12 protein-coding genes and 1 pseudogene are annotated in these 14,693 nt (G+C 64.2%); 8 read left to right on the top strand and 5 right to left on the bottom strand.

The genetic code is table 11. The annotated features are described in order from the left end of the window. Positions 1 to 86 precede the first annotated feature (86 nt). The 3 genes from I6F38_RS30095 to I6F38_RS30085 all read left to right on the top strand — a co-directional run bounded on the left by I6F38_RS30095 (position 87) and on the right by I6F38_RS30085 (position 4,356). Positions 87 to 1,058, top strand: coding sequence for a nitronate monooxygenase family protein (locus I6F38_RS30095; RefSeq protein ID WP_225162950.1), 972 nt, complete (start codon positions 87 to 89; stop codon positions 1,056 to 1,058). Then, positions 1,058 to 1,831, top strand: coding sequence for a thioesterase family protein (locus I6F38_RS30090; protein ID WP_225162949.1), 774 nt, complete (start codon positions 1,058 to 1,060; stop codon positions 1,829 to 1,831). Before I6F38_RS30095 ends, I6F38_RS30090 begins: the two co-directional genes overlap by 1 nt. Before the next feature lie 398 nt (positions 1,832 to 2,229). Beyond that, on the top strand, positions 2,230 to 4,356 hold the full coding sequence (locus I6F38_RS30085; protein ID WP_225162948.1) for an ATP-binding protein: 2,127 nt from the start codon (positions 2,230 to 2,232) through the stop codon (positions 4,354 to 4,356). 290 nt (positions 4,357 to 4,646) lie between these two features. Here I6F38_RS30085 and I6F38_RS30080 read toward each other — a convergent pair whose 3' ends face one another. Further along, positions 4,647 to 6,209 carry an AMP-binding protein gene (locus tag I6F38_RS30080; protein WP_225162947.1) on the bottom strand — a complete coding sequence of 521 codons (1,563 nt, stop codon included), beginning with the start codon at positions 6,207 to 6,209 and terminating at the stop codon, positions 4,647 to 4,649. An 86-nt stretch (positions 6,210 to 6,295) separates the two neighbouring features. Between I6F38_RS30080 and I6F38_RS30075 the strand changes: the two genes are divergently transcribed. From I6F38_RS30075 to I6F38_RS30065, 3 genes are all read left to right on the top strand, one after another. Then, entirely contained in the window at positions 6,296 to 7,270 is a 975-nt protein-coding gene (locus I6F38_RS30075) for a nitronate monooxygenase (RefSeq protein ID WP_225162946.1), read from the top strand. 177 nt (positions 7,271 to 7,447) lie between these two features. Continuing rightward, positions 7,448 to 7,690, top strand: a complete 243-nt coding sequence (locus tag I6F38_RS30070) for a hypothetical protein (RefSeq protein WP_225162945.1) — start codon at positions 7,448 to 7,450, stop codon at positions 7,688 to 7,690. A 108-nt stretch (positions 7,691 to 7,798) separates the two neighbouring features. Further along, on the top strand, positions 7,799 to 8,530 hold the full coding sequence (locus tag I6F38_RS30065) for a hypothetical protein (RefSeq protein ID WP_225162944.1): 732 nt from the start codon (positions 7,799 to 7,801) through the stop codon (positions 8,528 to 8,530). A gap of 41 nt (positions 8,531 to 8,571) precedes the next feature. Here the strand turns inward: I6F38_RS30065 and I6F38_RS30060 are convergent, their stop codons facing one another. After that, positions 8,572 to 8,823 (bottom strand): hypothetical protein, encoded by a 252-nt coding sequence (locus tag I6F38_RS30060; RefSeq protein WP_225162943.1) that lies wholly within the window; start codon positions 8,821 to 8,823, stop codon positions 8,572 to 8,574. 16 nt (positions 8,824 to 8,839) lie between these two features. On the opposite strand from I6F38_RS30060, the pseudogene I6F38_RS30055 reads away from it, so the two are divergent. After that, positions 8,840 to 9,238 (top strand): annotated as a pseudogene (locus tag I6F38_RS30055) (TetR/AcrR family transcriptional regulator); the annotation flags it as partial. A 3-nt stretch (positions 9,239 to 9,241) separates the two neighbouring features. Here the strand turns inward: I6F38_RS30055 and I6F38_RS30050 are convergent. The 3 genes from I6F38_RS30050 to I6F38_RS30040 all read right to left on the bottom strand — a co-directional run bounded on the left by I6F38_RS30050 (position 9,242) and on the right by I6F38_RS30040 (position 11,425). After that, positions 9,242 to 9,391, bottom strand: coding sequence for a hypothetical protein (locus I6F38_RS30050; protein ID WP_225162942.1), 150 nt, complete (start codon positions 9,389 to 9,391; stop codon positions 9,242 to 9,244). Positions 9,392 to 9,654: 263 nt separating this feature from the next. Next, entirely contained in the window at positions 9,655 to 9,906 is a 252-nt protein-coding gene (locus tag I6F38_RS30045) for a hypothetical protein (protein ID WP_028342576.1), read from the bottom strand. Positions 9,907 to 10,555: 649 nt separating this feature from the next. Beyond that, the gene (locus I6F38_RS30040; RefSeq protein ID WP_225162941.1) at positions 10,556 to 11,425 is read right to left on the bottom strand and encodes a VOC family protein; all 870 of its coding nucleotides are present in this window, start codon (positions 11,423 to 11,425) and stop codon (positions 10,556 to 10,558) included. A 967-nt stretch (positions 11,426 to 12,392) separates the two neighbouring features. Between I6F38_RS30040 and I6F38_RS30035 the strand changes: the two genes are divergently transcribed. After that, positions 12,393 to 14,639 carry a TOMM precursor leader peptide-binding protein gene (locus I6F38_RS30035; RefSeq protein WP_225162940.1) on the top strand — a complete coding sequence of 749 codons (2,247 nt, stop codon included), beginning with the start codon at positions 12,393 to 12,395 and terminating at the stop codon, positions 14,637 to 14,639. Positions 14,640 to 14,693: the final 54 nt, after the last annotated feature.

Genomic DNA, 14,693 nt, shown 5'->3' with positions numbered 1-14,693 from the left:
TACTTGACACTGGAAAGATTGCCTTGTTGGTATGACGATCAGCATTCGAGACCAATCAACGACCAACACTTGAGGATCCGCTTCAAATGTCCATGCCTGCTCTGTTCAAGGGCCGCCTGTCTCTTCCCGTGATCGGGGCGCCGCTGTTCATCATCTCCGTGCCCGACCTCGTTATCGCGCAGTGCAAGGCCGGCGTGGTCGGCTCGTTTCCGGCGTTGAACGCGCGGCCGCCGGAGCTGCTCGACGAATGGCTGTACCGGATCAAGGAAGAGCTCGCCGCCTATGACAAGGCGCATCCGGAGCGGCCGTCGGCGCCGTTCGCGGTGAACCAGATCGTGCACAAGTCGAACAACCGGCTCGATCACGACATGGCGCTTTGCGAGAAGCACAAGGTGCCGATGATCATCTCCTCGCTCGGCGCGCGCGAGGAGCTCAACCAGGCCGTCCACGGCTGGGGCGGCATCGTCTTCCACGACGTGATCAACCAGAAGTTCGCGCACAAGGCGATCGAGAAGGGCGCCGACGGCCTGATCCTGGTCGCGGCCGGCGCCGGCGGTCATGCCGGTACGCTGTCGCCGTTCCCGTTCGTGTCGGAGACGCGGCAATGGTTCGACGGGCCGATCGCGCTGTCGGGCACCATCTCCAACGGCCGCGCCATCCGCGCCGCGCGCATCATCGGCGCTGACTTCGCCTATATCGGCTCGGCCTTCATCGCGACCAAGGAGGCAAACGCGGTCGAGGGCTACAAGGACATGATCACCAATTCGTCCGCCGAGGACATCGTCTACTCCAACCTGTTCACCGGCGTGCACGGCAATTACTTGAAGCCGTCGATCATCGCGGCCGGCATGGATCCGGAAAACCTGCCGACCTCCGATCCCTCGAAGATGAGCTTCGGCACCGATGCAACCGGCGAGCGCGCCAAGCCGAAGGCCTGGAAGGAGATCTGGGGCTCGGGCCAGGGCGTCGGCAGCATCTCCAAGGTGGTGCCCGCAGCCGAGCTGATCGCCCGGTTCAGGAAAGAGTATGAAGACGCGGTCGATCCGGCGCTCGCCTGATGGAGCCGATCTTTCGCGTTGACGGCGACCGCGTCGTCACCAGTCCTGACGCCGCGGGTCCGTGGGATCCGCGGATGCAACACGGCTCCGCACCGGCAGCGCTGGTGGTGTGGGCGGCCGAAGCCCTTCCGACGCCGGTGCCGATGCGGATCGCGCGCGTCACCATCGACCTGATGCGCCCGGTGCCGGTGGCGCCGCTGACCGTGCAGAGCGAGATCCTGCGCGACGGCCGCAAGATCCAGCTCTGTGGCGTCAGGCTGCTTGCCGACGGCGTTCTCGTGGTTTCGGCCAGCGTGCTGAAGATCAAGCAACAGACGGCCGAATTGCCGCCGGATATCACAGCACTTGCGGTCGATCTGCCGGGCCCCGACGAAAGTATGATCGAGCCGGGCAACCTTGCGAACAGTCCGTTCGTGAAGTGCATCTCGATGCGGGCCGCGCGCGGCCGCTTCGGCGTGACGGGACCTGGCGCGATCTGGTTCCGCGTCGACCGCCCGCTGATTGCGGGCGCCGCCGTCTCGCAGGCGATGCGGGCAGTGGTTGCGTCGGACTTCTCCAACGGCACCTCGCCGGCGCTCGATTTCAGCCAATGGACCTTCATCAACGCGGACCTCTCGGTGAGCCTGGCGCGCGAGCCGGTCGGCGACTGGATCCTGCTCGACGGCCAGTCCTGGATCGGGCCCGACGGCGCCGGGCTTGCAATGTCGCGGCTCGCCGATCAGCGCGGCTATTTCGGCCAGGCGGTCCAGAGCCTGGTCATCGAGCGGCGCTAGCTCGGGCTATGTTTCTTCGACCTCCCCTTGAAAAAGGGGAGGTCGCTTTGCTCGCCAAAGCAAGGCGGGTGGGGATCAGCTTTCTCCACGTGCAGCATCGCCTGGGGCTGACCCCCATCCCGACTTTCCCCCTTTCAGGGGGAAGGCGAAGTCCAGCCGCGTCTACAGTGCATGGGGTTGTTTCACCGATTCGCGGTGCAGGAGCGCCAAGCGACTGCCCCTGCGGCAAAAATAACTCCGCTTCCCGGGAACGGTTGGCGGCAGGTGCGAGTTTCGCTCCCGTTAGGGGGTCCCATGATGCGTATTGATCCCGCCGCCGGCATCGTGGCCATGGCCGTCCGGCGGTTGTGTGATGTGCCGGACGGTGTCGACGCCCGGCCGCCGCAGGGACAGACGCGATGAAGCCTGGTCCGTCCTCGGAACGCGCGGTCATCCTCGCCGCGAGCGAGCGGGACGCCGTCAAGACTGCCCACCTGATCAAGGAAGCCGGCTATTACGCCAACATCTGCGGTGATCTCGCCGAGCTCGAACGCCAGATCGCAAGCGGGGCGGGCCTTGCCATCATTGCCGACGAGGTGATCAGGGCCGCCGATCTCGCCGGCCTGACGCACTGGCTGAACGAGCAGCCGTCATGGTCGGACTTTCCTATCGTGCTGATCAGCGAGAAGGGGGGACCCGAGCGCAATCCGGAAGCAGCGCGGCTCGGCCGGGCGCTCGGCAATGTCACCTTCATCGAGCGGCCGTTTCATCCGACCACGCTGGTAAGCTTGGTCGCCGCGACGGTGCGCGGCCGCCGCCGCCAATACCAGACCCGTCAGATCCTCGAGGATCTGACCGAGAGCGAAGGTCTGCTGCAGACCGCGCTCAATGCCGGTCATCTCGGCGCGCTCGAGCTTCACCTGCCGGATTTCGAGCTCGAGGCGTCGCCGACCTGCAAGACCTATTTCGGGCGCAGGCCGGGCGATCCCTTCACCTATCAGGATCTCCTGGACGCGGTGCATCCCGACGACCGTGCCCGCCGGAGCGAGATCGTCGAACAAACGTTGCGCACCGGCTCGGATTATCAGATCGAATACCGCAACATCTGGCCCGACGGCACCGAGCACTGGGTTGACGTGCGCGCCCGCGCGGTGCGGCGGCCCGACGGCGGCATCCGCTCGCTGGTCGGCGTCTGCTCCGACATCAGCGCACGCAAGACCGCGGAGATCGAGCGCGAGGCATTGCTGGCGCAGCTTGCCGACGAGCGCACCGCACTCGCCGAACTCACCGCGACGCTGGAGCAGCGGGTCGAGCAGCGCACCGCCGACTTGATGAAGGAGGTCGCCGCGCGCGAGCGGGCGCAGGAACAGCTCCGCCATGCCCAGAAGATGGAGGCGATCGGCCAGCTCACCGGCGGCGTCGCGCACGACTTCAACAATCTGCTGATGGCGGTGATGGGCAATCTCGATCTGCTGCGCAAGCGCTTGCCGGAGGACCCACGCCTGCGTCGCCTGGTCGACGGCGCATTACAGGGCGCCGAGCGCGGCGCGTCGTTGACGCAGCGGCTGCTGGCATTCGCGCGGCAGCAGGATCTGCGCGCGGTGCCGGTCGATCTCGGCGCGCTGCTGCGCGATATGAGCAATCTGCTCGAGCGCTCGCTCGGACCGCGCATCATGTTGCGGCTCGACATTCCCGAGGGGCTGCCGCTCGCCTGCGTCGATAGCAACCAGCTTGAGCTTGCGGTCCTCAACCTTGCGATCAATGCGCGCGACGCGATGCCGGATGGCGGCGTGATCGAGATCCGCCTCGCGGCCTGGCAGGCGAAGAATGATCCGGCGCTGCAGCCTGGCGACTATTTGAAGCTCTCGGTGATCGACAGCGGCACCGGCATGTCGCCGGACGTGCTGAAGCGCGCGATCGAGCCGTTCTTCTCGTCGAAGCCGGTGGGCAAGGGCACCGGGCTCGGCCTGTCGATGGTGCATGGGCTCGCCGTGCAGCTCGGCGGCGAGCTGGAGCTGTCGAGCGCGGTCGGCAAGGGCACCACGGCTGCGCTGGTGCTGCCGGTTGCGACGGCGGTGCCTGAAGTCGAGAGCCCGGCGCCTGCGGCGCAAACGCTCAAGCGCTCGGCGGTGATCCTGCTGGTTGACGATGATCCGTTGATCGCGATGTCCACCATGGAAATGCTGGAGGACCTCGGTCACCGCGTGATCGGCGTCAATTCCGGACCGCAGGCGCTCGAAATCCTCAGGAGCGACCAGGAGATCGACCTGATGATGACCGATCACGTGATGCCCGGCATGACCGGCATCGAACTCGCCGCGGCTGCGCGCAAGGTGCGGCCGCAGCTTCTGGTGCTGCTCGCCACCGGCTATGCCGAACTGCCCGACGGCACCCAGGTCGACCTGCCGCGGCTGGCCAAGCCCTACCACCAGGATCAGCTGCGCGACCGGCTCGATCAGTTGCTCGGGCAGGGCACCGGTCAGCAAGCTGCTGTCGCCAGCGCCGACAGTCTCGCCACGCCTTCCACTCTGTCCCCGTCACCCTGAGGAGCCGCGAAGCGGCGTCTCGAAGGACGCCGGCCCGGCTGCTGCCGCAAGCGGAGATAGCGCAAGCTGAAACATCGGGGCCGTGCATCCTTCGAGGCTCGCTCCGCTCGCGCCTCAGGGTGACGGTGCGCACAGCTCCATCCGCGTCATTGCGAGCGAAGCGAAGCAATCCATAGCCCGGCAGGTCGGAGAGATGGATTGCTTCGTCGCTTCGCTCCTCGCAATGACGGCGGAGCAAAAGCGTCACAACCTCTCAGGATGACGGGACCAGCAATCGTCGTGCGAGCATCCTACCCCACCATGCGGTCGCGGCCGGTCCAGAAGCGCGCCTTCAGCACCTTCTTGTCGACCTTGCCGACGCCGGTCATCGGCAGCTCCTTGACGAACTGGATCTGCTTCGGCGCGTGCGCCGAGCCCTTCTTCGCCTTCACCAGTCCGATCAGCTCGTCGGCGTCGGGCACAGCGCCCTCGCGCGCGACCACGACGGCGGTGACGGCCTCGCCCCATTTGTCGTCGGGCACGCCGACCACGGCGACCATCGCGACGTCGGCGTGTTGCGACAAGACATCCTCGACTTCGCGCGGGAAGATGTTGAAGCCGCCGGAGACGATCATGTCCTTCTTGCGGTCGAGGATGAACATGTAGCCGCGCTCGTCCATGCGCGCGATGTCGCCGGTGTGCAGCCAGCCGCTCTTCAGCGTCTCCGCCGTGATGTCTGGCCGCTTCCAGTATTCGGCCATCACATGCGTGGCGCGCACGCAGATCTCGCCGGCCTCGCCGGTCGCGACCTCCTCGTCGTCCTGATCGAGGATCTTGACCTGGCAGGCGGTGATCGGGAAGCCGCAGGACAGGAACAGGTCCGGCGTCTTCGGGTCATGATCCGCCTTGCGCAGCACCGAGACCGGATAGCACTCGGTCTGGCCGTAGAGCTGGGAAAACACCGGGCCGATCCGCTCGATGCCTTCGACCAGCCGGCTCGGCGACATCGCGGATGCGCCGTAGAGCAGGAGCTCGAGCGAGGAGAGGTCGGTCCTGTCGAGCGCGGGATGATCCAGCATCACATAGATCATGGTCGGCACGAACAGCGTGAAGTTGATCCTCTCGCGCGCGATGGTCGTGAACACGGCCTCCGGATCGAACCCTTTCAGCATGTGCACGGTGCCGCCGCGCATCAGCGTCGGTAGCACTTTTGTACCCGCGACATGGCTGATGGGGGCCACGGTGAGGTAGCGCGGCGTCTCCGGAATCTCGAAATCGGCGAGGATCGCCGCGGCGAAGCCGCCATATTCGCGGTGATAGCGCAGCGCGCCCTTGGATTTGCCGGTCGTGCCGCCGGTGTAGTTCAAGGTCGAGATGTCGTCGGCGCGGGCGAAATTCTTCGCGCTTGCGCTGCCGGCGTCCTCGGCCACCTGCAACAGGTCGGCGCCGTAATCCGCCGGGCCGAGCGTGAACACGGTCTTCAGGCCCTGCGCCTTCGCCGTGAGTTCGCCGCCGCGATCGCGAAACGTGATGCCGTCGACGATCAGCATCTGCGCTTCGGAATCCTCGATCTGGAACAGCTGGTCGTCGAGCGAGCCGAGCGGATGCAGCCAGGTGATCGCGAGCCGCGACAATTGCGCGGCGACGCCGGCGCACCAGCTGTCGGCGCGGTTGGCGGTGAGCAGCGCGACGCGGGTGCCGGGTGCAAAGCCGAGCCGCATGAACACGCTCTGCATGCGTCCGATCAGGTCGGTCGCGCCCTGATAGCTGAGCGAGCCGCCCGGCCATGCGAAGGCGGTGCGCGATGGATAGCGCGCCAGCGCCCGCAGGGTCTGTTCGCACACCGCCGGAAATGCATAGAGCGGATTGCTCATCTCGTTGTCCCTCCCACCTTTGTCTTTGGCTTTTGTCGTGCCAATGTTGCACCAAAGCTAACACAATGATGCAGGGAAGAAGCAACTTGTCCGCCGATCCTCTCGCGCGTTTTCGCGGTCGCCTCCGGCTGCCGCTGATTGCAGCACCGATGTTCTTGGTTTCCGGTGTCGAACTGGTGGTAGCCGCCTGCCGCAACGGCGTGATCGGTTCATTTCCGACGGTGAATTGCCGTGAGACGGAACAGCTCGATGCCTGGCTCGGCGACATCGCGCGCCGCCTGCAGGCACATGCCGATGCAAGCGGCCAAGCAGCCGCGCCGATCTGCCCGAACCTGATCGTGCATCGCTCCAACACACGGCTGGCCCAGGATCTCGCCGTGCTGCTGCGGCACAAGCCCGAGCTTGTGATCACCTCAGTCGGCTCGCCCGCGCCGGTGCTTGGCCCTCTGCACGATGCCGGCGCGCTGGTGTTCGCCGATGTCGCCTCGATCCGCCATGCCGAGCGCGCGGCAGCAGCCGGCGCCGACGGGCTCGTGCTGCTCACTGCGGGTGCGGGCGGCCAGACCGGCTGGCTCAATCCGTTCGTGTTCGTCCGCGCTGTGCGCGGCTTCTTCGATGGACCGATCGTGCTTGCCGGCGGCATCAGCGACGGCCACGCGCTCCGCGCCGCAGAGGCGCTCGGCTGCGACCTCGCCTATATGGGCACCAAGTTCATCGCGACGCGCGAGAGCATGGCGGACGGCAGGTACAAGCAGATGCTGGTCGACTCCACCGCCGACGACGTCATGCTCACGACGGCGTTCACCGGCCTGCAGACCAACATGCTGCGGCCCTCGATCGAGGCCGCCGGTCTCGATCCCGACGACCTGCCGGCACGCGGTGCGATCGACATCGGCAAGGACATCGACATCGGCGCCCGCGAAAGCCGCCCCAAACGCTGGCGCGATATCTGGAGCGGCGGTCACTCCACCTCCGGGGTGACCGGGGTGCTCGGCGTCGACGAACTCGTGGCGCAGACGATCGCGGAGTATGAGGCAGCGAGCGCGCGGGTGCGGCTCTAGAGTCGCTGCTTTGACGCGTTCCCGTCGCGCCAACCGGTGCTCGAAAGCGCGTTGGTTCGCGAAATAGCAGCACTCAAATCCCGCCCATCCGCTTAACGCGGCATTAACCATGCCGGTCCCAACAATAGCGTCACGGGCCGCCACGGCTGGTCGCCCGGCAGTTTGTGGGAATGCGACATGGCTTTTGAGCCGCTCTCCAAGACCCCGGCATCGCTCGACGAGCTCCGGACCCGGGTGTTTTACGCCCTGCAGCGGCATCCGCTGTGCCGTCAGGTCGAATTCGACATTGTCAGCACGCCGCGCACCCGCCGGACCAACTGGACGGTCAGCATGCACACGGTCCAGCCCGGCGCGCTCTGGACGGCGCATGAGATCGTCGCCGATATCCAGGAGGCCTATGAGCTCGACGTCGCGGCCTGATTTTCCGGCCGTTTCGGGACAATTTCACCTATTTGGCGTCGTCACGGCACGGTACCGCCGCATTTCGCGCTCAGTTTGCGGTGACACCGGCCGGCAATGGAGTAGTTTTTGACCAGAGCCATCACCCTCGCCGCGCTGACATGCTTCCTCCTCGCCGGCGTCGCGATAACAGCCATCTTGGGCCGTGACAGCCTGCCGGCGGCGCAGGCCGACATTGGCCCGGTCGCCAACCGTGCCAGCAAGCAGGACAAGCTCGCGGTCAGCACACTTGCCGCGGCCTCGTTTGAGGCGCCCCAGCCGATTGAGCCTCCCGCCAATCCGTCTCCGCTCCTGTTACGGGCCCAAGCCGCGATTCCGGGCGCGACTGACACGGTGCGCCAGGCCTATGCCTCCGTCGAGCCGACCGATGTCGGCCTGCCGAAGATCACCGACCCCGTCGATGCGGCTCAGCCGAAGATCGCCGAGCCCGCACCCGCGCCGGTCGCCCCGGCGCCGCCGAAGCCCAAGGCTGCGGCCAAGCCGGCGCCGCAGAAGAGCTACGCGCTGCTGAGCGACGCCCAGATCGCCGGCATCAAGGACCGGCTGAAGCTGTCGTCGTCGCAGGAATATTACTGGCCGGCGGTCGAGACCGCATTGCGCGCCGTCGCCCGCAAGATCCACGCCAAGCGCCAGGGCGATCCCGCATCCGGCAGCATGCCGATCGATCCGGACTCCGAGGAGGTCCAGCAGCTGAAGTCGGCGGCGATGCCGCTGCTGTTCCAGCTCCGCGAGGATCAGAAGAACGAGGTCCGTTCGCTGGCGCGCCTGATCGGCCTGGAACGTGTCGCTGCGATGATCTGAGCGCAGGGTCCGGCCGAAGCGGATCTGCGCTCCCTTATGCTCTAGCGGGCCTCCAGCGGCCGCAGCTTCTCCAGCTTACCCTGGGTTTCGACGAGCAGCTGTTTCATGAAGTCCTTGTTGCGCTTCAGCCAGGGCTCGAGCGTCTTCCTGACGTCGCTTGGCGACTTCTTCTCGATCGCCTGCGCCAGCCGGGTCTGAAACGTCCCCCAATCCTTGAACATCTCCTTCAGCAGCGCATCGTCGGAGATGTTGATCGCCGACTTGATGTCGCCGACGGTTTCGAGCTCGCGCATATTGCCCTCTCGCAGGCGGCAGACCACCAGCCTGCTGAGTGACATCCTCGAGGATACCAAGCGGCCGCCGTTCGATCGGCTGCGTTCGCTGGTGCACGCCTTCATCCGCTCCGAATGCGAGGAGGCCGCGGTGCGCGTCGCGCTGAGCGATGCCGCGCCGCTCTATCGCGATGCCCCCGAAGCGCGCGAGGCGCGGGCATCCGGCGAGCGCATCGTCGAAGCGTTCATGCGCGAGGCGTTGCCGAAAGCGTCCGGCGCGGTGCGCGCGACGGCCGGCGATCTGATCACGACGACGCTGAGCACGGTGGGCAAGGATTTTTCCGAGAGCCCGCGAACGCCCGCCGAGATCGCGACCTATGCCGACGCCATGGCCGACATGTTCTGCGCGCATCTGAGGAGTCTCGGAAAGCGCTGAGGTTCACAGATAGTGCTTGGCGACCAGCAGAAATCCGAGCACGCCGCCGGTGACAGCGAAAACCGTCACTCCATTGCAGAGACTGACGTAAGCCGCCGACCAATAGGGAGCGGTCTGAGCGGCCGTCGCGACTTTTTTTGACTTCTGGGGCAAGCCAATTGGCTCCTGAAAAAGGCGCCGCCATCTGGTCAACACAGATGACGGCGCCCGTCTGAGGGCTTCAGGGCGAAACCCTGCTGCAGCGTAAGCTGCGATCATGAACGGTTCGTATACCGCCGGGTGTCGCAAGCTCGCATGTCAGTGCGTCGAGGTTCCCTAACGCATGATCCGGAAAAGTGCGCAGCGGTTCTCCGAAAAGATCATGCTCAAACGAGAGACTAAAGCGCGATGACGATTCGACCCAATCTCATCGCGCTTTAGAACGAAGCGTAGGCATTTCGAAATGCGATGGCGCCGGCCAGCGAGCGCGGCCGCGTGCGCACGGCATGCCCGTCGTTGCCGCTCTGCACGATCCACTGGCCGTTCTCCTGACCCACGATCTTGCCGACGTGGTGACGCCAAACCACGATGGTGCCGACCGAAGGGCCGCCGGCATTGCTGCCGTAGCGCGCCCAGGATCGGGCCAGATTGAATTGCGGACCGGGATCGCTGCCGACCTGGGTACGCATGAACCACCCGCACCACGCAGCTGGGCGACCGGAATGTGCATAGTGCCGATGGTGATGGTGACGGCCGCGGGCTTCGGCAGTTGAAGCGAACGCCAAAAGAACCGCCACAGCGGCGAGAAGTTTACGCATTACAAAGTCCTTCTTGCTGTTGGCAGACCATCCATGTTGTGGGGGAGCGCAGCGATGATCTGCGATTGGCTTGCGAAGCGACCGCATCGGTCAGGCGACGCAAAACGAAGACGGGGCATGGCCCGCGCAGGCGTTTAAGAAACGGGCTATGGCCAAAATATGGCCGGTACGTCCTGTCCGGCGGCCGCGACACTGCCGAAGACTTCAGGCGTGGTCCGCGCAATGGCTGCTAATTTGATCACCGCGGTTGTGCTGTCGCACAGCGACGCGTTGCCGAGCCGGCCAGCCTAGGATCGGCTGCCGATCGTGAATCAGTGCGGTGTGGTGATTGTAAACGTCCGTCTTCGCTTTCGCGTTGCTCAAGCTTCGCCGGACACGCTTCGCCCTTGCAGGCTTCGCGGCCGCGCCATGCGAAGCCTGCAAGGCGAAGCGTGGTGCACCATTCAGAATACAATTGCGCACCACTACCTAATCTAAACACCTATATAATTCTGCTGCGGAAGGTCGACACGTTTCCGACCTATCGCTTGGTCTTGTGAAGGACCAATTTGCCCTGTGAAGCGACATCACCCCACCTGGCGGACCAATTGAGTTCCGAGGCGGAGGGTCGCTCAGTGCCTTTCTGATCCCAGGCTCCCTGTAGCGCAAATAGAGCCCCTTGGGGATCGGCACATCGCAAGATCCAGCAACCGTCGGGCAACTCGATTGGACCTTGGAGGACCCGGCCCCCGCCAGCATCAACGTGCTTGGCAGCCGCACCGATGTCGTCGACATTGAAGTAATAGAGCCAGCAGGGTTGCGATACGCTCGGAAGTTTGGTGAGCATTCCGCCGATCGTCTGGCCGGCCGCTGAAAACAATTCGTACAGGTCGGCCGGCCCGGTTTCAGCGTGAGCCTTCTGCCAGCCAAGAAGCTCGCCGTAAAACGGGAAGATCTTGTTCCGGTCTTCAGCCAGCAACTCGTGCCAGCCCACGCGTCCAGGCTCGTCCAATCCGCTGGACTGCCGTTGGCCATATGTCAGCCCGGAAACCAGTGCAAACGTCGCTCCTTGCGGATCGGCGACCACCGAAATTCGGCCAATATTGCTGGCGGTCGGCGTTATCAGAATGGCGCCCCCACGACGGCGGACCTGCACGGCTTTCGCATCCACGTCGTCGACGGCGATGTAGCCGACCCATCTCGGCTTCGCTCCCAATCGCAGCCCTTCTTCCGGGAGATGCATGAGTCCAACTGCCGGGGCGTCGCCTGCAATAAGCAGCGTGTAGGCGAATTCCGGAGTCGACGCATCTTCCACCGCCCAGCCGATGACCTTGCCATAAAATGCGGCTGCTGCCGACATGTTCGTCGTCAGCAACTCATACCAAGCGAAGCGTCCGAGTTGATCGACCAAGCTAATTTCCCCGTTCAAGCGGGCCGACGATTGCGCTGCATCATGTTGCACCCGTTGCAATCCGCTCCACGGGCGCGAATTCTCGATTTAATCGACCAAATTGCGCGATATCGTTCATGAAGATGAATGCAATCAGAACGAGTTCTATTACATTTTGTGTATGTCGTAATTCTTGTCTGCCTCGTTCGCTCGGCGTAAGATCGTGCTTCGGAAGTCCTTTCTTCCAAACTGGGAGGATGCGGCCATGCAGCGGGCGAAGCAAGCTTCGAGAAAGAAGCGAACGACCAACGCCGCGGTACCGGCGCTGGGATTAGCCGGTCTGACTTTTTCGCTCGCGGGCAGCGCATATGCCTCCGCCGTGCCCACCGGCGACGTTCAACACAAGCCGAGCTTCGCGCCGGGCCATATGACGACGCTCAGTGAGGAAGAACTCGCCGACGTCAGTCTCGCCACCTTCCACCTCAATCTCATCGACGATGAAAGCGTCGGAGGCCGCGTGCTGCTCGCGCGGGGATGCGGTGGTTGCCGTGGCTGCGGAGGCGCCAGAGCTTGCGGAGGCTGCAGGGGTTGCGGAGGATGCAGGGCCTGCAGAGGCTGCCGTTGCGGTGTCGGTTGCGGTGGATGTGGCGGCTGCGGCGTTGGTTGGATCGGCGTAGGCGTGCCATTGGTCTCATGCGCAGGCTGCTGTGCATCCTGGGGCCGCTGCCGCTGGTGCTAGCGCTCACTGACTGGGCGTCGACACGTCGCGATTTCATTGGCCGGGCGCCCGAACGACCCGGCTAATTTTTTGCTTTCGTTACACATTCGGCCGCGCCTGGCTGATCAGCTTGCCGACGGTGGGCGAGTGTGATCCAAATTGCTCGCAGAATGCCGGTGGCCGAACGCGGCGCACAAGCCGCGCGCTGCCAATGGTCGGCGGCGCGCCGGCGATCGGAAGTGACAGCAACAGGATCAGCGTGCCGCCCCGATGACAGTCAATGGCAAGAGCCGCACCGCGAAGCAGAGCCGCAAGGGCATTTTGCGATTCGCGCCGAACTTCACCGCCTATGTGATTCCTCCCGATGTGGTCTGCCTCTACTCCGAGAACCGCAAATTCTTCCTGCACGGTGATCTCTATTGTGCGGTGACCGCGGCGATCGGCAAAAATGGTAAGGCTGCACCAGAGATCGTTCGGCAGCTCTCAAAGAATTTTCCCGCCGACAAGATCGAGGAAGCGATCAGGCGGCTGCTAGAGCGCCGATATATCGTAAGCGGCGCGCCGCACGCGTTCGCAGGCGCCGTCGATGGATATTGGGCGAGTCTCGGCCTCCCCCCCGAGGTCGCAGAACAGAATCTCCGCGATTGCCCCGTGCGGGTCGAAGCCATCGATGTCAAAGGCGCCAACGAACTTGCCGCGGCCTTGAGCAAGCTCGGTGTTCGGATCACCAAGCGGTCGCCCAAGCTCACGATCACACTGGCGAACGACTATCTTGACCGGCGGCTCGTCGAATTGAACGGAAAGCGCTTTGGCGATGGGACGCCCTGGCTGCTGGCGCAGCCGTCCGGCGTGTTTCCGCTGGTGGGACCCGTGTTCAAGCCGGGCGAGAGCGCCTGCTGGACTTGCCTGTTCGATCGCATGATACGCAATCGGGAGATCAAGGGATTTCTCGATCGCAGAGCGGCGCAGGTGGTCGCCGTATCGCCCCTGGTCGGCGACGCCGTCGGACAAATCGGCATCCACTTCGCTGCTGTTGAAATCGCAAAAGCGATTGCCTCGGGATTTCGTACCGATCTGCGCGATCACATCGCAAGCTTCGACCTGACCGGTGCCGTCATTGCCAAGCATTACGTCGCGCGACGCCCGCAGTGTCCTATTTGCGGCAGCAGGAAGCTGCAGAGTCCGCGCCGGGCGGCAGCGCCGATCGAGATCGCGGAGGGCGGAAAGCTCGTCATGACCAGCGGCGGTTACCGCGCCGTGACGTCGCGAGCCACCGTAGCACGGTTCCGCAAGCACGTCAGTCCGCTGACCGGCGTCGTCTCGCGGCTCGAGCGGATCGAGGCCGATCTGCCGATGAACACGAATTTTTTCGCCTACCACAATTTCTCGGCGCCGGCCTGGAACGTCGACCAACTCAGATCCGGATTGAGCGGCGGCAGCTTCGGCAAGGGCTCCACAGCCGAGCAGGGCGAGGCCAGCGCGTTGATGGAGGCGATCGAGCGCTATTCGGGCATTTTCCAGGGCGACGAGATCAGGACGAAGCGCCGCTTTGTCGATTTCGCTCCCGGCGACGCTCTTCTTCCCAACGAAGTACAGCTTTTCAGCGACGCGCAGTTTCAAAACAGACATACCTCGCAGCCGGACGATTCACATCTGGTGCCTGAACCGCTCGATCCCTCGACCAAGACGGAGTGGTCGCCGGTCTGGTCGTTACGCGACAAGCGTTTCAAACATCTTCCAACGGGTCTCTTGTACTTCTTCTATGGCGGCTTCCACACGGATTCCAACGGATGCGCGGCCGGCAACACCCGGGAGGAAGCCATCGTTCAAGGCTTCCTCGAACTGGTCGAACGCGACGCCTACGCGATCTGGTGGTACAACCGGCTGCAACGTGCAGAAGTCGACCTCGCGCAATTCGAAGATCCCTATGTGCGGGATCTGCAATCCCAGCTTGCCGATGCGGGGCGCAGGCTTTGGGTGCTCGACATCACCAGCGATCTCGGCATTCCCTCTTACGTGGCGATCATCCATTGGACGCAGAACGGGCACGAAAATATCGAATTCGGTTCCGGCTCGCATTTCGATCGCCGCATAGCCCTGCTGCGTTCCCTCACCGAGCTGACCCAGTTCATGTCGATTGGCATGATGGGCGGCGGAAGTGGCGAGAAGCCGACGCTGGACGGTGTCACGCCGCTGCGACTGGACGATTATCCGTTCCTGATCCCCAGCGACAATCCGATCGTGCCGTCGGCGCCGAGCCTCAAGGTTCACGACAACGCGCGCGACCAGGTCAATGCCTGCATCGAGATTGCCACCGGCGCGGGATTTGATTTCCTCGTGCTCGACCAGACGCGGCCCGATGTCCAGGTGCCCGTCGTCAGAGTGCTCGTTCCGGGGTTGCGGCATTTCTATCGCCGCTTCGCGCCCGGCCGACTCTACGATGTTCCGATGAAGCTCGGATTGCTGAACCGTCCGCGACTGGAAAGCGAGCTCACGCCATTCCTTCCACACACCTGAAGGCTGGCTCGTTGCGCAACTTCCGGAAAACGAAGCTCAGGAAGATCGCACCCG

This window comes from Bradyrhizobium sp. BRP56, assembly GCF_020194035.1.
Lineage (GTDB): Bacteria > Pseudomonadota > Alphaproteobacteria > Rhizobiales > Xanthobacteraceae > Bradyrhizobium > Bradyrhizobium australafricanum.
Note: the sequence above shows the minus strand (reverse complement) of the source record. Positions and strands in the feature narration are given on the sequence as shown.

Excerpts from the sequence above, each read along its gene's own strand:
- I6F38_RS30095 (WP_225162950.1), top strand. The coding sequence starts at position 87 with ATGTCCATGCCTGCTCTGTTCAAGGGCCGCCTGTCTCTTCCCGTGATC.
- I6F38_RS30090 (WP_225162949.1), top strand. The coding sequence starts at position 1,058 with ATGGAGCCGATCTTTCGCGTTGACGGCGACCGCGTCGTCACCAGTCCT.
- I6F38_RS30085 (WP_225162948.1), top strand. The coding sequence starts at position 2,230 with ATGAAGCCTGGTCCGTCCTCGGAACGCGCGGTCATCCTCGCCGCGAGC.
- I6F38_RS30080 (WP_225162947.1), bottom strand. The coding sequence starts at position 6,209 with ATGAGCAATCCGCTCTATGCATTTCCGGCGGTGTGCGAACAGACCCTG.
- I6F38_RS30070 (WP_225162945.1), top strand. The coding sequence starts at position 7,448 with ATGGCTTTTGAGCCGCTCTCCAAGACCCCGGCATCGCTCGACGAGCTC.
- I6F38_RS30060 (WP_225162943.1), bottom strand. The coding sequence starts at position 8,823 with ATGCGCGAGCTCGAAACCGTCGGCGACATCAAGTCGGCGATCAACATC.
- I6F38_RS30045 (WP_028342576.1), bottom strand. The coding sequence starts at position 9,906 with ATGCGTACCCAGGTCGGCAGCGATCCCGGTCCGCAATTCAATCTGGCC.
- I6F38_RS30035 (WP_225162940.1), top strand. The coding sequence starts at position 12,393 with ATGACAGTCAATGGCAAGAGCCGCACCGCGAAGCAGAGCCGCAAGGGC.